A 21,172-nucleotide genomic window follows, 5' to 3' on the forward strand; every position below is an offset into this window, starting at 1 on the left:
GCGTCACACCGGGCGGACCGCTACGCGGCGTCGGCCGGGCTGTCGGGGACCGACAGCCGGGAGTGGCGCATCCCGTAGCCGAAGTAGACGACCAGACCGACGGCCATCCAGCCCCCGAAGACCATCCAGGTGATGGTGTCCAGGCCGTTCATCATCCACACGCACAGCCCGAAGCCGATGATGGGGAAGAGCGGGGACATCGGCACCCGGAAGGTGCGCTTCATCATCGGGCGGGTGCGGCGCAGCACGATCACCGCGACGTTGACCAGGGCGAAGGCGAAGAGGGTGCCGATGCTGGTGGCGTCCGCCAGCTGGGCCAGCGGGACCGCCGCGGCGAGCACGCCGCAGAACACCGAAACGATCACCGTGTTGGCGCGCGGGGTGCCGGTGCGCGGGTGGACCTTGGAGAAGATCGTCGGCATCAGACCGTCCCGGGACATCGCGAAGAGGATGCGGGTCTGGCCGTAGAGCACGGTCAGCACGACGGACGCGATGGCGACGACCGCTCCGGCGGCCAGCAGGACGGCCCAGAAGCCCTGCCCGGTGACGTCCTCCATGATCCCGGCGAGGGTGGCCTCGGTGCCGTCGAACTGGCGCCACGGCAGGGCGCCCACAGCGACGGCGGCGACCAGGCAGTACAGCGCGGTGACGATGACGAGGGAGAGCATGATCGCGCGCGGCAGGTCCCGCTGCGGGTTCTTGGCCTCCTCGCCCGCGGTGGAGGCGGCGTCGAATCCGATGTACGAGAAGAACAGCGTGGCACCGGCGGCGCTGACGCCCGCCATGCCCATGGGCATGAACGGCGTGTAGTTCCCGGCCCGGATGCCGGTGTAGGCGACGCCGCAGAAGAGCAGCAGTGCCGCGATCTTCACCCCGACCATGATCGTGTTGGCGCGGGCGGACTCCTTGGCCCCGCCCAGCAGGAAGGCCATGGCCAGCAGCACCACGAGCAGCGCGGGCAGGTTGAAGATGCCGCCGTCCTCGCCCGGCGGGTTGGCCAGGGCGTCGGGGATGGTGAAACCGAGGGTGCCGTCGAGCAGTTCGTTGAGGTACTGGCCCCAGCCGACGGCCACCGCCGCCACGGACACGCCGTACTCGAGGATCAGGCACCAGCCGCAGATCCAGGCGACCAGCTCGCCCAGGGTGGCGTAGGTGTAGGAGTAGGAGGATCCGGCGACCGGGATGGTGCCCGCCAGCTCGGCGTAGGACAGCGCGGAGAACAGCGCGGTCAGGCCGGCGATCACGAAGGAGACGACGACCGCGGGCCCGGCGTCCGGGACGGCCTCGCCGAGCACCACGAAGATGCCGGTGCCCAGCGTCGCGCCTATGCTGATCATGGTCAGCTGCCACACGCCGAGCGAGCGCCGCAGCGTGCCGCCCTCACCCTGGCCGCCTTCGGCGACCAGCCGCTCGACGGGCTTGCGACGCAGCAGCCGGGCACCCAGCCCCTGGGGCTCGGGGGTACGCCGACCGCCGGTGGGCGCGGCTACACCGTGGTCCAACACTTGAGTGGCTCCTTCATCGCTGCCGGTCGGGGGGTCGGCACGGCGGCGACCCACGGCGGACGCCCGGGCGTGGGCTTGGATCAAGGAACCACGCTGGTGGGGACCGCCGAGCTGACGGTCTCCGCCACTACTCCACGTACAGCGCAAGACCCTACGAGTTGGGTTGCGCGCTCGTAATGCATCATTATTGCGCATACGTATACGAACGTTGCGTGCAGGGGTCGCGCGCGAGGATTCGTTGCAAGCCCCCCGCACACCCGACTGGGTGCGTTATTTCACCCGAATGCAGCGATACGCCACCATTTTGGCCGTCGTTGGTGGGACGTGACGACGAGAGAGAGCCAGCGGATCGCGGACCACCACCCCATCGGCACCGGCGTCACCCGGTGCCGTACGACGACCGAACCGGGCGTATAACCATGACGTACCCCCCTCCGGGACAGACCGGCTACGGGTCCCAACCCGCCGGCCATGGGCCCCCTGAAGAGCGGCTGGACTTCGCCGCCGAGTACGACATCCACAGCCTGCCGCTGCCGGACCCGGAGACGCTGGACAGCCGGTGGGATCTCGAAGGAGACCTGGCGCGGCTGCTGCGGAGCTCCACCGAGGAGCACACGCAAGCCGCCGAACCGATCCGCCGGCACCATGCCGCCACGGTCAAGGGGCGCGGGCGGCGGCGTCGGGTCCGCTTCCGGCTGCCGGTGATGCCCTGGCTCCAGCTGGCCAGTCTGATCTTCGCCGCGATCACCGCGGCGATCGTCGCCATGCTGAGCGTGCTCAGCGGGATGATCTCCTACGGTCCGCTGCGCTTCCTGGCCGTGCCGAGCACCACCGAATCGCTGGCCGACTGGTGGCCGCTGCTGGTCTACGGGCCGTGGCTGGTCGCCTCGCTGTCGGTGCTGCGGGCCGCGCTGCACCACCGCGGGGCCGGGCACTCCTGGGCCGTGGTGGTGCTCTTCTCCGCGATCGCGGTGCTGCTGTGCGTCGCCCACGCGCCCAAGACGCTGCCCGGGGTGTCGGTCGCCGCGCTTCCGCCGCTGGCGGCGCTGGTCTCCTTCCACCAGCTGGTCCGGCAGATCACGCTCAACAACCCGCCCCGGCACGCGCTGCCCCGCCAGCGCGGCCCGGAGCGGAGCTGAAGCCGCGCCGTACCGGCGAACGGCGAACGCCGGGTGGTCCGGCCCCGCACCCTCGCGGAGCCGGACCACCCGGCGTTCTTCGCTTGTGCCGTCCGCCCGGGACGGCGCCCGCGGATCAGGTCCAGCTGGCGTGCAGCGGCTTGCCCTCGGCGTAGCCGGCCGCGCTCTGCACCCCGACGACGGCCCGCTCGTGGAACTCCTCCAGCGAGCCGGCTCCGGCGTAGGTGCAGGAGCTGCGCACCCCGGCGATGATCGAGTCGATCAGGTCCTCGACACCCGGCCGGGCCGGGTCCAGGAACATCCGGGAGGTGGAGATGCCCTCCTCGAACAGCGCCTTGCGCGCCCGGTCGTAGGCCGACTCCTCGGCGGTGCGGTTGCGCACCGCGCGCGCGGAGGCCATGCCGAAGCTCTCCTTGTACGGGCGCCCGTCCGCGGCGTGCTGGAGGTCGCCCGGCGACTCGTAGGTGCCCGCGAACCAGGAACCGACCATGACGTTGGAGGCACCGGCGGCGAGCGCCATCGCCACGTCACGCGGGTGCCGGACGCCGCCGTCCGCCCACACGTGCTTGCCGAACTTGCGCGCCTCGGCGGCGCACTCCAGCACCGCGGAGAACTGCGGCCGGCCCACGCCGGTCATCATCCGGGTGGTGCACATGGCGCCGGGGCCCACGCCGACCTTGATGATGTCGGCGCCGGCCTCGATGAGGTCCCGCACACCCTCGGCGGCGACCACGTTGCCCGCCACGATCGGCACCTGCGGGTCGAGGCCGCGCACCGCCTTCAGCGCGCTGATCATCGACTCCTGGTGCCCGTGGGCGGTGTCCACCACCAGGGTGTCCACCCCGGCCTCCAGCAGCGCCTTGGCGCGCCCGGCGACATCGCCGTTGATCCCGACGGCGGCCGCGATCCGCAGCCGGCCGGCGGCGTCGACCGCGGGGGTGTAGAGGGTGGCGCGCAGCGCGCCCTTGCGGGTGAGGATGCCGACGAGCTTGCCGTCCTTGTCGACCGCGGGGGCGAGCTTGCGGTGGGCGGCGTCGAGCTGGTTGAACGCCTCGCGCGGGTCGAGGTCCGCGTCGAGCAGCAGCAGGTCCTTGGACATGACCTCGGTCAGCTGGGTGAAGCGGTCCACCCCGGTCAGGTCCGACTCGGTCACCACGCCGACCGGCCGGCCGTCCTCGACCACCACGCCGGCGCCGTGCGCCCGCTTCGGCAGCAGGGACAGCGCGTCGGCCACGGTGGCGGTCGGGGAGAGGACGATGGGGGTGTCGAGCACCAGGTGGCGGCTCTTGACCCAGCCGATGACCTCGGTGACGACATCGATCGGGATGTCCTGCGGGATGACGACCAGGCCACCGCGGCGGGCGACCGTCTCGGCCATCCGGCGACCGGCGATCGCGGTCATGTTGGCGACGACCAGCGGGATGGTGGTGCCGGTGCCGTCCTGCGCGGACAGGTCGACACCCTGCCGCGAGCCGACCGCGGAGCGGCTCGGCACCATGAACACATCGTCGTACGTCAGGTCGTACGAGGGCTTGGAGTCGTTCAGAAAACGCATGCTAACTCTCTCACCTGCGATTTTGCTGGGCAGCGGGCGGGAAGTCAGCTCAGAACCGGCATCGGATCAGGCTGCGGCTCCTGGACCAATCATCCATGATTCCGCCAGGATTCCGAGACTTCGGACGGCATTTCCATGGCTTCGTCCGAACGGCGGCGGCCCTCGTCTGTAGCTTCGCCCAAGGCTTCCCAAGGCTTCACAAGGTGAACGCATGCGTCCGTCGGAGCCGGGGACGCGAGCGCCCGGCCCGCGGTACGGGCCGGGCGGCGTACACCCCTCAAGCCGGGACTCGAGGCGTCTGTCAGGAGCCGTCCGGGTCGGCCCGGTCCAGCGCGGGCCGCGGCCCCGGGCCCGTCTCGGTCAGCAGGAAGTCGGCGGCCGCGGTGTCCGTCACCAGGCTGGTCACCAGCCCGGACCGGAGCACCGCGCCGATCGCCGCGGCCTTGCGGCGGCCGCCCGCGATGGCGACGACCTCCGGGATGCGGCGCAGCCGGTCGGCCTCCACCGTGATGCACCGCTCGCCCAGGTCGCGGCCGATCCGGCGGCCCTCGGTGTCGAAGAGGTGGGCGGACATCTCGGCGGCGGCGCCGAGGGAGGCGTAGTGCGCCCGCTCCTCCTCGCTGAGCATGTCGTACACCGTGGAGATGCCCGCCTCCCAGGAGCCGATGGACACGGCGGCGACGGTGACCTTGTCGAAGTACTCGAAGGCTCGGGCGATCCCGGTCTGCCCGCGCAGCGCGGCAGCGGTCGCGGAGTCCGGCAGCAGCATCGGGGCGTAGATCGGGTGCGCCTCGCCGCCGGCGACCTGGGCGGCCCGGCGCACCGCCTCGACCGAGCCGCGCTCGGCCGTGCCCGCGTCGTAGACGCCGGTGAGCTGGACGACGGTGCACGGCGGCAGCCGGTGCAGCGCCGCGGCCATGTGGATGGTGGACCGGCCCCAGGCCAGCCCGAGCACATCGCCCTCGGCGACCAGCTCGCCGAGCAGGTCGGCGGCGACCTCTCCGAGGTTCTCCGGGTCCGTGGAGGTGCCCCCGCCGGCGGCGGTGTCCTCGGCGTCGGCCGGGGACTCCACGACGACGGCGTGCCGCAGGCCGTAGCGGGCGCGCAGCGCGTCGGAGCGCTCCGCGTCCAGCTCGGCGGGCACGCGGATCTCGATGCGCACCAGATCGCGCTCGAGCGCCGTCTCGAGCACCCGAGCGACCTTGAAGCGGCTGACGCCGAACTCCTCGGCGATCTGGATCTTGGACTTGCCCTCAAGGTAGAAGCGGCGCGCCATGGCGGCCGCCTGCACCAGTTCGGCGGGTCCCATCCGCGTGGCTGAACGGCCGCCCGTCGACACCGCGGTCTCCTCACTGTTCACGTTCTGGACTCACCGTCATCCTGTCAGAAACGGCGGTTCCAAGATGCCCTTCACCCTTGCGTTCATCTGGCGGTGGCTCAATGGCCGCACGCCCAGGCGGCGCCGGCCGTCGCCGCCTTCGCCTGTTCACGCAGGCCACGAACGGCTTCCGCCGGGTCCTGCGCCCCGTACACCGCGGATCCGGCCACGAAGACATCGGCGCCCGCCTCGGCGCAGCGCTCGATGGTGGACGCGGAGACCCCGCCGTCCACCTGCAGCCACAGCTCCAGGCCGTGCTTGGAGATCAGCTCCCGGGTGCGGCGGATCTTGGGCAGCATGATGTCGAGGAACGCCTGACCGCCGAATCCGGGCTCGACCGTCATCACCAGCAGCATGTCCAGCTCGGGCAGCAGGTCCTCGTACGGCTCGATGGGCGTGGCCGGCTTGAGCGCCATGGACGCCCGCGCACCCTTGGCCCGGATCTCCCGCGCCAGCCGCACCGGGGCGGCGGCCGCCTCCGCGTGGAAGGTGACCGAGCCGGCGCCCGCCTCGACGTAGGCCGGGGCCCAGCGGTCCGGGTCCTCGATCATCAGGTGGCAGTCGAGCGGCGTGCTGGTGGCCCGGCTCAGCGACTCCACGATCGGCACACCGAGCGTGAGGTTGGGGACGAAGTGGTTGTCCATCACGTCGACGTGCAGCCAGTCGGCGCCGTGGACGGCTGCTGCCTCCTCCGCCAGGCGCGAGAAGTCGGCGGAGAGGATACTGGGGTTGATCTGAACGGCCATGGCGCCAAGGGTGCCACGGCCGTCGGCCTGCTGTGGCAGCGGGAGTACCGCCTCCCGCGTTCCGGCGGTCGCCGCAGCGCAGTCTCGGGGACCACTGTGGGCTTGGCACGGCCCTCTCGGGCCGGCGTCCACCGGCTCGAGGGATGGTCATGGCGGACGGACGGCAACGCGGAGTGGGCTGGCTGGTCTGCGGCCGGCGCACCAAATGGCTGACGGTGGCGCTGTGGCTGATCGCGATCGTCGCCCTGGCGCCCCTGGCCCAGAAGCTCAGCGACGCCGAGGACAACGACGCCAGCTCCTGGCTGCCCGGCAGCGCCGAGTCCACCCAGGTGCTGAACGCCTCCGAGGACTTCCGTCCGGAGGTCATCCACGCCGTGGTGATCTACGCGCGGGACAGCGGGCTGACCGCGTCGGACCAGTACCGCATCACCCGGGCCGCGGTCGAGGTGCGGCAGCTGCGGGACCACGGGATCCGGGGCTGGGAGACCCGCGGTCCGGTGCCCGACCGGGAGCGGGCCCCGCGGGCCGTCCAGATGTTCGTCCCGATCACCATGGACGAGGAGGGGTGGGAGCGCATCTCGCCGGCCGTCGACTCCATCCGGGAGGTCACCGGCCGCAGCGGGGACGGGCTGGAGGTGCACATCACCGGCCCGGGCGGCACCGCCGCCGACACCGCCAAGGCGTTCGAGGGCATCGACTCCACCCTGCTGGTCGCCGCGCTGGGAGTGGTGGTCGTGGCCCTGTTGATCACCTATCGCAGCCCGTCGCTGCTGCTGATACCGGTGATCTCGGTCGTCGGAGCGCTGCTGACCGCCCAGGCGATCATCTATCTGCTCGCCGAGCACGCCGGGCTGACGGTCAACGGGCAGAGCGCCGGCATCCTGACCGTACTGGTATTCGGCGCCGGCACGGACTACGCGCTGCTGCTGGTCGCCCGCTACCGCGAGGAGCTGCGCCGCCACCACGACCGGCACGAGGCGATGGCCCTGGGCCTGCACCGGGCGGGCCCCGCGGTGCTGGCCAGCGGCTCGACGGTCGGTATCAGCATGCTGGTGCTGCTCGTGGCGGAGATGAACTCCACCCGCGGCCTGGGCCCGGTCTGCGCGATCGGCGTGGCCGTCGCACTGCTGGCGATGCTGACCCTCTTCCCCGCCCTGCTGGTGATCTTCGGGCGGTGGATCTTCTGGCCGGCGGTGCCGCACGAGGGGTCGCCGGAACCGACCGAGCACGGCATGTGGGCCCGGATCGGGTCCCGCATCGAACACCGCCCGCGCACGGTGTGGCTGGTGACGGCGGTGGTGCTGGCCGGTCTGTCGTGCGGCATCCTCGCGCTGCGGGCGTCGGGCATCAGCAACGCCGACGCGTTCACCGAGACCCAGGACTCCATCACCGGCCAGCAGGTGTCGGCCAGGTACTTCCCCGCGGGCAGCGGCGATCCGCTGGTCATCGTGGCCCGGGCGGACCGGGTGGGGGCGGTGCAGCGCGCGGTGGCCGGCACCGACGGCGTCGAGCCGCGATCGGTCGGCCGTCCGCCCGGGGTCGCCACCGAGCACGACGGCCGGGCCCTGTTCGAGGCGACCGCGACCGATCCGGCGGACAGCTCCGCGGCCAAGGACACCGTCGAACGGGTACGGGAGGCGGCGCACGCCGTCCCGGGTGCCGAGGCCAAGGTGGGCGGCGGCACCGCCGCCCAGCTGGACGCCGACGACGCCTCCGCGCGCGACAACGTGGTGATCATCCCGCTGGTGCTGCTGGTGGTCCTGGCCGTCCTCGCCGTGCTGCTGCGCGCCCTGATCGCCCCGCTGCTGCTGATCGCCACCGTGGTGCTCTCCTACGCGGCGGCGCTCGGCATCAGCGCCCTGGCGTTCCGCTACGCCTTCGACTTCGCCGGCGAGGACACCGCCTTCCCGCTGTTCGCCTTCGTCTTCCTGGTCGCCCTGGGTATCGACTACAACATCTTCCTGACCACCCGGATCCGGGAGGAGACCCGCGGCCAGGGCACCCGGCCGGGCACCCTCACCGCACTCGCCGCGACCGGCGCGGTCATCACCTCGGCCGGGCTCGTCCTGGCCGGCACCTTCGCCGCGCTGGCCACCCTGCCCATCACCGGATTCGCCGAGATCGGCTTCGCGGTCGCGGTGGGCGTGCTGCTGGACACCTTCATCGTGCGTTCGGTGCTGGTCACCGCGCTGTTCCTGGACATCGGCCCCCGGATGTGGTGGCCGCACGCCCTGGCCCGGGAGCACGCCGGGAAACCGGGCGGCTGACCAGAGGATGTCCGGTCAGCCCGTACGCCGCAGCAACGCCAGATACATCGCGTCGGTGCCGTGCAGGTGCGGCCACAGCTGGACGTCCGGGCCGTCCCCGAGCGCGGGCACGCCCGGCATCAGCGGCCGCGCGTCGATCCACTCGGCCGCCACCGGCGCCCCACCGCGCCCCTTGAGCACGTCCTCGACCACCACGCGGGTCTCCGCCAGATGCGGCGAGCAGGTCGCGTAACCCACCACTCCCCCGACCCGCACCGAATCCAGTGCCTGCCGCAGCAGCCCACGCTGGAGCGGGGCGAAGCCGTCCAGATCCTCCGGCCGCCGCCGCCAGCGGGCCTCGGGCCGCCGCCGCAGCGCGCCCAGGCCGCTGCACGGCACGTCGACCAGGACCCGGTCGAAGGTGCCCGGCAGCCAGGCGGGCCGCGTCCCGTCCGCCGCGATCACCTGGTACGGGCCGGGGTTGCCGTCCAGCGCGCGGGCCACCAGCCGGGCCCGGTGCGGCTGCTTCTCCGAGGCGACCAGCACCGCTCCGCGCTGCGCGGCCAGTGCGGCCAGCAGGGCGGCCTTGCCGCCCGGCCCGGCGCAGCCGTCGAGCCAGCGGGCGTCCGGCCCGTCCAGCGGCGCGTTCGCCAGGGCGATGGCGACCAGCTGGCTGCCCTCGTCCTGCACCCCCACGCGTCCCTCACGCACCGGGTCCAGCGCGCCGGGCTCGCCGCCCTCGGCCAGCCGCACCGCGTACGGCGACCAGCGACCGGGAACACCTCGATCCGGGCCCAGCGTGTCAAGCAGTTCCTCGGCGGTCGCCCGGCCGGGCCGGGCCACCAGCGTCACCTCGGGCCGCTCGTTGTCGGCCTCCAGCAGGTCCTCGATCCCGGCCCGCCCGCCGCCGAGGGCGTCCCACAGCGCGGAGACAACCCAGCGCGGATGCGAGTGGACCACGCCCAGGTGGTCCTCGGGGTCCTCGTCGTAGTCCGGGGCGACCCGCGCCAGCCAGCCGTCCAGATCCTCGGCGGCGATCTTCCGCAGCACCGCGTTGACGAACTTCGCGCGCCCGTCGCCCAGCACCACCCGGGCCAGCTCCACGCTCGCGCTCACCGCGGCGTGGGTCGGGATCCGGGTACCCAGCAACTGGTGCGCGCCCAGGCTGAGCACATCGAGCACCGGCGGATCGACCTCGCGCAGCGGCCGGTCCACACAGGCCGCGATGATCGCGTCATAGGTGCCCTGGCGGCGCAGCGTGCCGTAGACCAGCTCGGTGGCGAGCGCCGCGTCCCGCCCGTCGAAGTCGCCTCGCTCGCGCGCCTGCCGCAGCAGCGGGGGCAGCACCAGGTTGGCGTACGCGTCCCGCTCGTCGACCGCCCGCAGGGCCTCGAAGGCGAGGATGCGTACGGGGTCCTTCTTGGGCCTGCGGTAGGACTTCTGGGGGCGGCGAGGCGGCTGGCTCACGAAAAGGTGCTCCGGATCGATGGTGACGTGTACGGCCAGCGTACGTCGCAGCGGTTGCCTCCCCTCCCCCGGACTCGGTCCGGGGGAGGGCCGGGGCCCGGTCAGTCGCCCAGGCGCTCCGCGGCGGCGATCCGCACCCCGCGCGCCCAATCGGCCGCCGCCATCGGCTTCTTGCCCTGCGGCTGCACCCACAGCAGCTCGACGGCGTGGCTGCCGGTGCCCACGAAGACGGCGTTCTTGGTGGTGGCGAGCTCTCCGGGCGACAGCTCGCCGCGGTCCGGCAGCAGCCGCACCGACATCACCTTCAGCCGCTCGCCGCGGAAGGCGGTCCACGCCCCCGGCGCGGGCGCGCAGCCGCGCACCACCCGGTCGACGCGCAGCGCCGGCGCCGCCCAGTCGATCCGCGCGTCCTCGACGCTGATCTTCGGCGCCAGGGAGACGCCTTCCGCGGGCTGCGGCACGGCCTTCAGCGAGCCGTCCTCGATGCCGTCCATCGTCGCCGCCAGCAGCCCCGCACCGGCGAACGCCAGCCGGGTCAGCAGGTCGCCGCTGGTGTCGGTCGGCCGGATCTCCTCGGTCAGCACGCCGTAGACCGGGCCCGAGTCCAGGCCCTCCTCGATGAGGAAGGTGGACGCCCCGGTCACCTCGTCACCGGCGAGCACCGCGTGCTGCACGGGGGCCGCGCCGCGCCATGCGGGCAGCAGCGAGAAGTGCAGGTTCACCCATCCGCGGGCGGGGATCTCCAGCGCGGCCTTGGGCAGCAGCGCCCCGTAGGCGACGACCGGGCAGCAGTCCGGGGCGATCTCGCGCAGCCGGGCCAGGAAGTCCGGATCACGCGGCTTGGCCGGCTTGAGGACCTCGATCCCGGCCTCCGCCGCGCGCTCGGCGACCGGGCTGGCCACCAGCCGCCGTCCGCGCCCGGCCGGCGCGTCGGGCCGGGTCACGACGGCCACCACCTCGTGCCGGTCCGAGGCGAGCAGGGCGTCCAGGGCGGGTACGGCGACCTCGGGGGTACCGGCGAAGACGAGCCTCATGGGTGGCGAACTACCTCTCGACGCAACGGAAGGACACATCAGTCTAGGGGGTGTCCGATGGGTCGCCGTGGAGAGAGGAGCGGCGTCTGGTGCCTGCGATCGCCAGGCGGAGGATGGGGGTCCCCCGGACGGAGTCTGGGGGAGAGTCCATGCGGAGCGGTGGGGGTACCTCCCTGCTCGAGCGAAGCCGAGAGCTTGGGGGAGACCGACGACAACGCCGCGGGCGTAGGTGCCTGGGGGCACCTCCCAGCGTTAGCCGGGGGAGCGTCGCGACGCCGCGGAGACCCGTCGGGCACCCCCTAGGGCGCGCGGCGCCCGGCGCCCGGATGGCGGGGGCGTACGCGCGGGCCCGCGCACGCCCCGGACCGTGACCAAGAGCTGGATACGGCGTTGGTCAAGAGAGATTGACCTGCTCGGGCCGCTACAGCGGCCCGATCCTTTTCCGTCCCTTGCAACGCCGGTTCGAGAGGCTTGTTCATGGCCGACCACGCAACTCATGACGCCCAGGCACGGGCCAGTCTGCACCTCCTGGTCCGGGACATCGAGCGGGTCCGACGGCAGGTGGACGCGCTGCGCACGCTCACCGCCCAGCTCGGCAACGTCTACCGCCCGCGCCGCACCGGCCCGTCCACGGGCTTCGTCGTCTACGGGCGGGCTCCGGCGCCCACCGTGCGCCTCGCGCAGGAGCTGCGGGACAGCGTCGAGACGCTGGTGACCGCGGCGGTGGACTTCGACCGTTCGCTCGGCTTCTCCTGGGACGCCGTGGGTTCGGCGCTCGGGGTGACCAAGCAGGCGGTGCACCGCCGTTACGGCGCCCGCCGGTCCACCGCGCAGAGCGGCGCCGAGAGCGGCGCGGAGCCGGCGGCCGCGCGGGCCGGTACGGCCACCGCGGTGCCCGCGGTGCCGGTCGTCCCCTCGGTGCCCGCCGCCCGCTCGGTCTCCTCGGTCTCTTCGGTCTCGTCCGCGCTGCCGGGGCCGGCCACGCCGGCCCGTCGGGAAGAAGCGCGCCACGGCGCCCTCCCCGGTCCACGCAACGGCTGACACCCCCTCGGGCCGAGTCCGGGTGTGGCCGGACGGGGGTCGCGCCTCGGTGGACCGTCGGACAGCCCCTCGCAGCTGAACGAGCGCCCGCCGCCCGCCTCTTGGCGCGGCAGCGGACGGCAGGGCGAGGGCCGGCGGCCGGGCGGTCTCAGCCGACGCCCCCTCAGCCGATGTCCGGCGGGTCGACGCGGACCCGGACCGGCGCGCCCTCGCGGCGTATCAGCCGGGCCGCCTGGGCGCTCTTGAGCGCGGCGGCCAGCGCGGCTCCGCTACCGGGCCGGACCCGGAGCAACACCCGCTCCCAGCTCTCCCCCGGTGCCGGATCGCCGGCCCTGCGGGGGCGGCCCGCGGGTACGTCCGGTACCGGGACCGGGCCCAGCACCTCCGTGTCCGGGGGGAGTTCCGCCGTGTTCAGCAGATCGGCGACGGCCTCCGGGAGCCCGGTGACCGATGCCATGCGGGAGACCGGCGGGAAGCCCAACTGCGCCCGCTCCGCCAGCTCGCGGGCGGCGTGCCCGGCCGGGTCCCAGCGCACCAGCGCCTGCACCGGCCGCAGCGTCGGCTCAGCCATGATCACTACCGTGCCGCCCTCGCCGTGCCCGCGCACCAGCGACGCCGCGTCCAGCCAGCGCCGCAGCGCTTCCTCGCCGGCGCGCAGGTCGGGACGGCCGAGCAGCGCCCAGCCGTCGAGCAGCAGCGCGGCCGCGTAGCCGCCCTCGGCGACCGGCTCGGCGCCGGGCGTGCTGACCACCAGCGCGGGCTGATCGGGCACGGTGTCCAGGACGTGATCACGGCCGGAGGTGCGCACCGGCACGGCGGGGAAGGCCCGGCCGAGCTCCTCGGCGGTGCGCCGGGCGCCCACGATCCGGGCCCGCAGCCGGGTGCCACCGCAAGCCACGCAGTGCCAGCCTTCCTGCCCCCGGCCGCACCAACCGCAGTGCAGCGCGTCGGCGTCGGTGGCCTCCAGCGGGCCGGAGCAGTGCGCGCAGCGCGCGGGCTCCCGGCAGCGCTCGCAGGCCAGCCGGGGCACATAGCCACGCCGCGGCACCTGGACCAGCACCGGTCCGCGCCGCAGTCCCTCGCGGACCGTCTGCCAGGCGATCGACGGCAGCCGGGCGGCGCGGGCCGCCGGGTCGCGGGCCTGCTCGCTGTCCGAGACGGTGCGGATCAGCGGCGCCGCGGTCCGCAGCTGCTCGCGGCCGGCCTCCAGCGGCAACGCCCAGCCGTTGTCCAGCAGTTGCGCGGCCTCGACGGTGCGGCTGAGGTCACCCGCCAGGAAACCGGTCTTCTCCTGCACCGCGCGGAGCAGCAGGACGTCCCGGGCGTGCGGCTGGGGCGCGTGCTCGTCGCTGTGGCTGGAGTCCCCGTCGTCCCAGATCGCGACCAGCCCGAGCTCCCGTACCGGCGCGAACATCGCGGCCCGGGTGCCGACCACGGCCCGCACCGAGCCGCGGCTGATCGCCAGCCAGCGGCGGTAGCGCTCCTGCGGGCCGGACCCGGCGGCCAGCAGCGTGTGCCGTCCGCTGCCGAGCAGCGCGGTGAGCGCCGCGTCGACCCGGGCGGCCGACCGCCCGTCCGGCAGCACGGCCAGCGCGCCGCGCCCGGAGGCCAGGGTGGCCGCGATCGCGCGGGCCAGCTCGTCCGGCCAGTGCGGCCCGGGCAGGGCGGTCCACACCGCGCGCGGCGCGCCGCCGCCCGCCAGCGCGTCGAGGAATCCCGGCCCGGCCGGATAGCGCGCCCAGCTCCCTGGTTCGGGGCGGGGCGGCGGGGGCAGTGGCGGGGGCGAGGGCTCGGCCTCGGCGCGGGCGTTCCGCGGCGGCACGGCCAGCTGGAGCACGTCCGCCAGGGATCCCGCGTACCGGTCGGCGACCGCCCGGCACAGCCCGAGCAGCGAGGGGTCCAGCACCGGCTCCGGGGAGAGCACCTGCGCGATCGCGGCCAGCGGGCCCCGGTAGTCCGATTCGGCGACGCGCTCGATGATGAACCCGTCGAGCAGGCCGCCGCCCTCCCGGCGCCCCGCGCGCACCTGGCCGGTTCCGGCGCCGAAGCGCACGCGCACCCGCACGCCCGGCTGGGCCTGCGCGTCCAGCTCGGCCGGCACCGCGTAGTCCCAGAGCTTGTCCAGATGCACCGGCCCCTTGTCGACCAGCACCCGCGCCACCGGCAGTCCGTCCGCGAGCGCCGCCCCCCGCCAGGTCCGCGGCTTGGCCTTGGGCACCTTGGCCTTGCGCACCGTCTCCCGGATGAGCGCGAGCTGCTCGCCCGCCGGCGGCGTCCCGCCCCCGGCGGCCTCTTCGCGCTCGTTCTCGCTGCTCACAGCTCCAGTCCTACCAGAGGCCACCGACAGGCCCGCCCCGGCCGCGGCCTGGAGGCGGCCGGTGAGCGGCGCCCTCGTCCGTGCCGCGACCGGCGCCCGGGCCCTGCCCGGCATGACGCGTACGGCCCCGGACCATGGCGGTCCGGGGCCGTACTGACGCGGTTGTCGCGGTTGACGCGGCGGTGGCTACAGACCCACGGCCTTGCGCAGCGCCTCCACGCGGTCCGTGCGCTCCCAGGTGAAGTCGGGAAGCTCACGGCCGAAGTGGCCGTACGCGGCGGTCTGGGCGTAGATCGGGCGCAGCAGGTCCAGGTCGCGGATGATCGCGGCCGGGCGGAGGTCGAAGACCTCGGAGATGGCCTGCTCGATCTTCTCGGCCTCGACGGTGGCGGTGCCGAAGGTCTCCACGAAGAGACCGACCGGCTCGGCCTTGCCGATGGCGTAGGCGACCTGGACCTCGCAGCGCGAGGCGAGGCCGGCGGCGACCACGTTCTTCGCGACCCAGCGCATCGCGTACGCGGCGGAGCGGTCGACCTTGGACGGGTCCTTGCCGGAGAAGGCGCCGCCACCGTGGCGGGCCATGCCGCCGTAGGTGTCGATGATGATCTTGCGGCCGGTGAGGCCGGCGTCACCCATCGGGCCGCCGATCTCGAAGCGGCCGGTCGGGTTCACCAGCAGGCGGTAGCCCTCGGTGTCCAGCTTGGTGCCGTCCTCGACGAGCTCCTTGAGCACGTGCTCGACGACGAACTCACGGATGTCGGGGGCGAGCAGCGAGTCCAGGTCGATGTCGGAGGCGTGCTGCGAGGAGACCACGACGGTGTCGAGGCGGACGGCCTTGGCGCCGTCGTACTCGATGGTGACCTGGGTCTTGCCGTCGGGGCGGAGGTAGGGGATGGTGCCGTTCTTCCGGACCTCGGTCAGACGGCGGGAGAGACGGTGCGCCAGGCTGATCGGGAGCGGCATGAGCTCGGGCGTCTCGTCGCAGGCGTACCCGAACATCAGGCCCTGGTCACCGGCGCCCTGGCGGTCCAGCTCGTCGTCGTCGCCCTCGACGCGGTTCTCGTAGGCGGTGTCGACGCCCTGGGCGATGTCCGGGGACTGCGCGCCGATGGACACCGACACGCCGCAGGAGGCGCCGTCGAAGCCCTTCTTCGACGAGTCGTAGCCGATCTCGAGGATCTTGTTGCGCACGAGGGTGGCGATCGGAGCGTATGCCTTGGTCGTGACCTCGCCGGCCACATGCACCAGGCCGGTGGTGATCAGCGTCTCGACGGCGACCCGGGAGGTCGGGTCCTCCTTCAGGAGGGCGTCGAGAATGGTGTCGCTGATCTGGTCAGCGATCTTGTCGGGGTGGCCCTCGGTGACAGATTCCGAGGTGAACAGGCGGCGGGACACATCGCTCCCTGGGGTTGCAGCGGCTGCTGGCTGATCATTGGCGGAACCGCCCCGGGGGCTGCGCCCGGCTCGGTTCCTGGGCCAGTTTATCCGGCGTTTCCGCCGGTCGGACATCCCGTCCCGAAGGACGAGCGTGGCCTGACTGGGAACATACCTTCCCCGGTGGGGAAATTCAGCTCGGGTCGACCGTCAGGAAGATGCCACACGCAGTTATTCGCGTCGGCGCGCGGCGGGGACCGCGGGCCCGGCGGCGGAACGTTCAGGCGAGCCGCTGGACGACCAGATCCCAGACGGTGTCCGCGAGGGCTTCCTTGGGGCCGTACGGCACGGGCGTCTCGCTGCCGTCGGCGGCCAGCACCACCGCTTCGTTCTCCTCCGAGCCGAAGGTCTTGTGCTCCCCCACCTCGTTGACCACGAGCAGGTCGCAGCCCTTGCGCGCGAGCTTGGCGCGACCGTTGGCGAGGACGTCGTCGGTCTCGGCGGCGAAGCCCACGACGAGCTGGCCGGGGTGCGGCCGATCGGCTGACAGCTCGGCGAGGATGTCCGGATTCCGCACCAGCGCGACGGGCTCGGGCTCCTGGCCGTCCCGCTTCTTGATCTTGCCCTGGGCGTAGTGGGCGGGGCGGAAGTCGGCGACGGCGGCGGCCATCACCACCACGTCGGCGTCCGCGGCGGCCTTGAGCGCGGCCTCCCGCAGCTGCACCGCGGTGCCCACCCGCACCACGTCGGCGCCGGCCGGATCGGGCAGCTCGGTGTTGGCCGACAGCAGCGTGACCCGGGCGCCGCGGGCCACGGCCGCGCGCGCGAGGGCGTAGCCCTGCTTGCCGGAGGAGCGGTTGCCGAGGTAGCGGACCGGGTCGAGGGGCTCACGGGTGCCGCCCGCGCTGACCACGACATGGCGGCCGGCCAGGTCGGGGGTGACGGCCCCGGTGCCGCCGGCGAGGCCGCTCCGGCGCAGGACGTGGCGGCAGACCTCGAAGATCTCGGCGGGGTCGGGGAGGCGGCCCTTGCCGGTGTCCGCGCCGGTGAGCCGCCCGACGGCGGGCTCGATGACGACGGCGCCGCGGCGGCGCAGGGTCGCCACGTTCTCCTGGGTGGCGGGGTGCTCCCACATCTCGGTGTGCATCGCGGGCGCGAAGACCACCGGACACCGGGCGGTGAGGAGAGTGTTGGTGAGCAGATCGTCGGCGAGGCCGTGGGCGGCCTTGGCCAGCATGTCGGCGGTGGCGGGGGCCACCACGACCAGGTCGGCGGCCTGGCCGATACGGACGTGCGGGACCTCGTGGACGGTCTCCCACACCTCGGTGGACGCCGGGTTGCCGGAGAGCGCGGACCAGGTCGCCTCGCCCACGAAGTGCAGCGCGGACGCGGTCGGGACCACCCGCACGTCATGGCCGGACTCGGTCAGCCGGCGCAGCAGCTCGCACGCCTTGTAGGCGGCGATCCCGCCGCTGACTCCCAGGACGACCCGTCGCTTGTCCATCGTTCGCTCTCCCATGCCGTCGCTCTCCCATGCCGTCGGGTGCACGACTCGACGACTCCATGCTGCGTCATGCGATCCGCCCGGTGACGCGGGGGCCGGGAAACCGTCTGCCGCGGCCCGCCCGCACACCACGGGCCCGGCAGGCGCTCCCCCGGCTCACGCTGGGGATGCCCCAGCGGTAGCCGCCAGGAGTGCCTGCCGGGCCCGGATGAAGAGACCTGACGCCTGTGTGGTCCCTACTGGCCGGCCGGGGCCTCGATGGCCTCGGACGTCAGCAGACCCGCGTTGATCTCGCGGAGCGCGATGGAGAGCGGCTTCTCGTGGACGTGGGTGTCCACCAGCGGCCCGACGTACTCCAGCAGGCCCTCGCCGAGCTGCGAGTAGTACGCGTTGATCTGGCGCGCGCGCTTGGCGGCGTAGATCACGAGGCTGTACTTCGAGTCGGTGGCCTCGAGCAGCTCATCGATCGGCGGGTTGATGATGCCCTCGGGCGCGGTGATGGAAGAGGACACTCTCTGGCCTTCCGAAGGGGGTGGACGTTTCCGGAGTTTTCTTGCAGCCAGGGGGTAAATCCCAGCTCAGCACAGCAAGGCTAGCAGCTCACGCGCGACGTCCTCGACCGAGGTGTTGACCAAGGTCACATCGAACTCCGGCTCCGCGGCCAGTTCGATCTTGGCCGCTTCCAGCCGTCGCTCGATGACCTCCGGCGACTCGGTACCGCGGCCGGTGAGCCGGCGGACCAGCTCCTCCCAGCTCGGCGGGGCGAGGAAGACCAGCTGGGCGTCGGGCATCGTCTCCCGGACCTGCCGAGCGCCCTGGAGGTCGATCTCCAGCAGCACCGGCTCGCCCTTCTCCAGGCGGCTGAGCACCGCCTCCCGCGGGGTGCCGTAGCGGTTGCCCGCGAACTCGGCCCACTCCAGCAGCTCGCCGTTGGCGATGAGCTTGTCGAAGACCTCGTCGTCGACGAAGTGGTACTGGACACCGTCACGCTCGCCGGGTCGCGGCTTGCGGGTGGTGGCCGACACCGAGAGCCATACCTCGGGGTGTGCCTTGCGCAGATGCGCGACGACCGTGCTCTTGCCGACCCCGGAGGGGCCGGAGAGCACGGTCAGCCGCGGGCGTCTGGCCGGGGGGACGGGGGTGGCCGTCCCCCGGGAGACCGTAGTACTCATGCAGCGATTATCCAGGTTCCCGGGAGTGCCTGGGAACGTCAGGCGGCGCCGCCGCCGAACTCGCGCTCCAGCGAGGCGATCTGGTTGGAGCCGAGCCCGCGCACGCGGCGGCTCTCGGAGATCCCGAGCCGCTCCATGATCTGCTTGGCGCGGACCTTGCCCACGCCCGGAAGGGATTCGAGCAGGGCGCTCACCTTCATCTTGCCGATGACCTCGTTCTCCTGGCCCTGCTTGATGACCTCGTGCAGCGAAGCGCCGGAGTGCTTGAGCCGATTCTTGACCTCGGCGCGCTCCCGGCGAGCCGCGGCGGCCTTTTCGAGCGCGGCTGCGCGCTGTTCAGGGGTAAGGGGCGGAAGAGCCACGCCTACGTCACCTCGGATGTCGAACTGTCGGATATGGACCGGTGAGGAACCTAGTCGCCCCTCACCTGGGGAGCAACGCGCAACGCGCTTGCACGACCGCTCGTCACGGAGACTAGCGGCAGCGGCCGCTCCAGTCAGCGAGAACAGACGAAAAGTCCTGGTCAGCCTTGCTCGACCAGGACTTTTCGGTACAAAGCGACCGGGTTATCCGGCCACAGCGCGCACTTCGTCGGCGAATCGCTCCGCCGCGGCGACCAGTGCGGCCGCGTCCGGGCCGTGCCGCAGCACTCCCCGGCTGACGCTCGGGACGACATCGCGGACCGCCGCGCCGAAGACCGCCGGAAGATCGGCGGGCGTCGCGCCCTGGGCGCCGATGCCGGGCGCCAGCAGCGGCCCGTTGATCGCCAGGTCGTAGGAGGACAGCTCGCCCAGGGTCGCGCCGACCACGGCCCCGAAACTGCCCAGCGGCGCCGCGTCGGCGTTCTCCGCCCGCAGGTGGTCCAGCATGGTCGCGGCCACGGTGGCGCCGTCGGCTCGCACCGCGTGCTGCACCTCGGCGCCCTCCGGGTTGGAGGTCAGGGCGAGGACGAAGACACCGGCGCCGTTCTCCCGCGCCAGCTCCAGGGCCGGGCGCAGCGAGCCGAAGCCCAGATACGGGCTGACGGTGACGGCGTCGGAGAACAGCGGGCTCGCCGGATCCAGGTAGGTCGCGGCGTACGCGGCCATGGTGGAGCCGATGTCGCCGCGCTTGGCGTCCATCAGGACCAGCGCGCCGGCCGCGCGGGCGTCGGCCACGGCGCGCTCCAGCACCGCGATACCGCGCGAGCCGAAGCGCTCGAAGAACGCGGACTGCGGCTTGAGGACGGCGACGCGCTCGGCCAGTGCGTCGACCACGGTGCGGGTGAAGCGCTCCAGGCCGTCGATGTCGTCGTCGAGCCCCCAGTCGGTCAGCAGCGAGGCGTGCGGGTCGATGCCGACGCACAGCGGTCCGCGCTCGTCCATGGCGCGGCGCAGCCGGGCGCCGAAGGGTTGGATATCAGTCACGGGAAGGTCCTCCAAGCTGTGGGAGATCGTCGCGCTTGGGGTACCCCCTGCACGGAGTGCTTGGGGGAGGGACGGGCTGGCACAGCGCAGTGCCACCGGGGTGCGGTCACCAACGAGACATCAGCCACGATGCGCCGCCCCCACCGCTTCCGCGAGGGTGGCGTACGGGCTCGCGGCCAGCCGCTCGGCAAGCCCACGGTGGATCTTGCGGCACCAGAAGGGGCCCTGGTAGATGAAGGCGCTGTACCCCTGGATCAGAGTGGCGCCGGCCAGGATGCGCTCCCAGGCGTCGTCGGCGGTCTCGATGCCGCCGACGCCGACCAGCGTGATGCGGTCGCCGACCCGGGCGTACAGCCGGCGCAGCACCTCAAGCGATCGGGCCTTCAGCGGCGCGCCGGACAGGCCGCCGGTCTCGGCGATGATCGCCGGGTCGGAGCGCAGTCCCAGGCCCTCGCGGGCGATGGTGGTGTTGGTGGCGATGATGCCGTCCAGCCGCAGCTCCACGGCGAGGTCGGCGACGGCGTCCACGTCCTCGTCGGCGAGGTCCGGGGCGATCTTCACCAGCAGCGGCACGCGCCGGTCGGACACCGAGCGGTCGGCGGCCTCCCGGACGGCGGTGAGCAGCGGGCGCAGCGCCTCGGTGGCCTGGAGGTTGCGCAGCCCGGGGGTGTTCGGGGAGGAGACGTTGACGACGAGGTAGTCGGCGTGGCGGGCCAGTCGCTCGGTGGAGGCGACGTAGTCGGCCACGGCCTCCTCCTCCGGGACGACCTTGGTCTTGCCGATGTTGACGCCGAGGGTGGTCCGGAAGATGGCCTTGCGGGCCGCCAGGCGCTCGGCGACGGCCGCCGAGCCGTCGTTGTTGAAGCCCATGCGGTTGATCAGCGCCCGGTCCTGGACGAGCCGGAAGAGCCGCTTCTTGGGGTTGCCGGGCTGCGGCTCGGCGGTGACCGTGCCGATCTCGACGTGGTCGAAGCCGAGCATGGCCAGCCCGTCGATGCCGGCGGCGTTCTTGTCGAAGCCGGCGGCCAGGCCGAAGGGCCCGTGCATCCGCAGGCCGAGGGCCTCGGTGCGCAGCGCCTTGTGGCGGGGGGCGAGCACGGCTGCCACGAAGGTGCGCAGCACCGGGATGCGGGCGGCCAGCCGGATCCAGCCGAACGCCAGGTGGTGGGCGCGCTCGGCGTCCATGCGCCGGAAGAGGAGTCGGAAGAAGAGGGGGTACACGGTGGGGGCCTTCCGCGGCGGGGGTTGCAGGGGGCTGACACGCACCCGCCCTCCCCTGGTCGGGGAG

The 21,172-nt window shown here is 73.1% G+C and carries 17 protein-coding genes; 3 read left to right on the forward strand and 14 right to left on the reverse strand.

Annotated elements, in window-relative coordinates:
• Positions 1–20 precede the first annotated feature (20 nt).
• On the reverse strand, positions 21–1,505 hold the full coding sequence (locus AC4BDD_RS04095) for an amino acid permease (RefSeq protein ID WP_490689589.1): 1,485 nt from the start codon (positions 1,503–1,505) through the stop codon (positions 21–23).
• Positions 1,506–1,924: 419 nt separating this feature from the next.
• Between AC4BDD_RS04095 and AC4BDD_RS04100 the strand changes: the two genes are divergently transcribed.
• Entirely contained in the window at positions 1,925–2,644 is a 720-nt protein-coding gene (locus tag AC4BDD_RS04100; RefSeq protein WP_490689590.1) for a DUF2637 domain-containing protein, read from the forward strand.
• A 115-nt stretch (positions 2,645–2,759) separates the two neighbouring features.
• On the opposite strand, the gene AC4BDD_RS04105 is transcribed toward AC4BDD_RS04100, so the two are convergent.
• The 3 genes from AC4BDD_RS04105 to rpe form a co-directional block, all read right to left on the reverse strand.
• Positions 2,760–4,199 (reverse strand): GuaB1 family IMP dehydrogenase-related protein, encoded by a 1,440-nt coding sequence (locus tag AC4BDD_RS04105; RefSeq protein WP_490689591.1) that lies wholly within the window; start codon positions 4,197–4,199, stop codon positions 2,760–2,762.
• A 301-nt stretch (positions 4,200–4,500) separates the two neighbouring features.
• Positions 4,501–5,508: a sugar-binding transcriptional regulator gene (locus tag AC4BDD_RS04110; RefSeq protein ID WP_490689592.1), complete on the reverse strand. Its 1,008-nt coding sequence runs from the start codon at positions 5,506–5,508 to the stop codon at positions 4,501–4,503.
• A 128-nt stretch (positions 5,509–5,636) separates the two neighbouring features.
• Positions 5,637–6,323, reverse strand: a complete 687-nt coding sequence (rpe, locus tag AC4BDD_RS04115) for a ribulose-phosphate 3-epimerase (RefSeq protein WP_490689593.1) — start codon at positions 6,321–6,323, stop codon at positions 5,637–5,639.
• Between the two features lie 149 nt (positions 6,324–6,472).
• On the opposite strand from rpe, the gene AC4BDD_RS04120 reads away from it, so the two are divergent.
• Entirely contained in the window at positions 6,473–8,590 is a 2,118-nt protein-coding gene (locus AC4BDD_RS04120; protein ID WP_490689594.1) for an MMPL family transporter, read from the forward strand.
• 15 nt (positions 8,591–8,605) lie between these two features.
• Here AC4BDD_RS04120 and AC4BDD_RS04125 read toward each other — a convergent pair whose 3' ends face one another.
• Positions 8,606–10,036, reverse strand: a complete 1,431-nt coding sequence (locus AC4BDD_RS04125) for an RsmB/NOP family class I SAM-dependent RNA methyltransferase (RefSeq protein WP_490689595.1) — start codon at positions 10,034–10,036, stop codon at positions 8,606–8,608.
• A 101-nt stretch (positions 10,037–10,137) separates the two neighbouring features.
• Complete coding sequence (fmt, locus tag AC4BDD_RS04130) at positions 10,138–11,070, reverse strand: methionyl-tRNA formyltransferase (RefSeq protein ID WP_490689596.1); 933 nt, start codon at positions 11,068–11,070, stop codon at positions 10,138–10,140.
• 477 nt (positions 11,071–11,547) lie between these two features.
• On the opposite strand from fmt, the gene AC4BDD_RS04135 reads away from it, so the two are divergent.
• Complete coding sequence (locus tag AC4BDD_RS04135) at positions 11,548–12,111, forward strand: hypothetical protein (RefSeq protein WP_490689597.1); 564 nt, start codon at positions 11,548–11,550, stop codon at positions 12,109–12,111.
• A 163-nt stretch (positions 12,112–12,274) separates the two neighbouring features.
• On the opposite strand, the gene AC4BDD_RS04140 is transcribed toward AC4BDD_RS04135, so the two are convergent.
• The 8 genes from AC4BDD_RS04140 to AC4BDD_RS04175 all read right to left on the reverse strand — a co-directional run bounded on the left by AC4BDD_RS04140 (position 12,275) and on the right by AC4BDD_RS04175 (position 21,105).
• Positions 12,275–14,428 carry a primosomal protein N' gene (locus tag AC4BDD_RS04140; protein WP_490689598.1) on the reverse strand — a complete coding sequence of 718 codons (2,154 nt, stop codon included), beginning with the start codon at positions 14,426–14,428 and terminating at the stop codon, positions 12,275–12,277.
• A 186-nt stretch (positions 14,429–14,614) separates the two neighbouring features.
• Entirely contained in the window at positions 14,615–15,823 is a 1,209-nt protein-coding gene (gene metK, locus AC4BDD_RS04145) for a methionine adenosyltransferase (protein WP_490689599.1), read from the reverse strand.
• Between the two features lie 259 nt (positions 15,824–16,082).
• On the reverse strand, positions 16,083–17,306 hold the full coding sequence (gene coaBC / locus AC4BDD_RS04150; protein WP_490691651.1) for a bifunctional phosphopantothenoylcysteine decarboxylase/phosphopantothenate--cysteine ligase CoaBC: 1,224 nt from the start codon (positions 17,304–17,306) through the stop codon (positions 16,083–16,085).
• 236 nt (positions 17,307–17,542) lie between these two features.
• Complete coding sequence (gene rpoZ, locus AC4BDD_RS04155) at positions 17,543–17,818, reverse strand: DNA-directed RNA polymerase subunit omega (RefSeq protein WP_490689600.1); 276 nt, start codon at positions 17,816–17,818, stop codon at positions 17,543–17,545.
• A 66-nt stretch (positions 17,819–17,884) separates the two neighbouring features.
• Positions 17,885–18,478, reverse strand: coding sequence for a guanylate kinase (gene gmk, locus AC4BDD_RS04160; protein ID WP_490689601.1), 594 nt, complete (start codon positions 18,476–18,478; stop codon positions 17,885–17,887).
• Positions 18,479–18,516: 38 nt separating this feature from the next.
• Complete coding sequence (locus AC4BDD_RS04165) at positions 18,517–18,840, reverse strand: integration host factor (protein ID WP_490689602.1); 324 nt, start codon at positions 18,838–18,840, stop codon at positions 18,517–18,519.
• Positions 18,841–19,044: 204 nt separating this feature from the next.
• The gene (gene pyrF, locus AC4BDD_RS04170; protein WP_490691652.1) at positions 19,045–19,842 is read right to left on the reverse strand and encodes an orotidine-5'-phosphate decarboxylase; all 798 of its coding nucleotides are present in this window, start codon (positions 19,840–19,842) and stop codon (positions 19,045–19,047) included.
• A 162-nt stretch (positions 19,843–20,004) separates the two neighbouring features.
• A complete protein-coding gene (locus AC4BDD_RS04175; RefSeq protein ID WP_490691653.1) occupies positions 20,005–21,105 on the reverse strand; it encodes a quinone-dependent dihydroorotate dehydrogenase in 1,101 nt (366 codons plus the stop codon).
• Positions 21,106–21,172 lie beyond the last annotated feature (67 nt).

Source organism: Streptomyces sp. JLBT605, assembly GCF_058215555.1.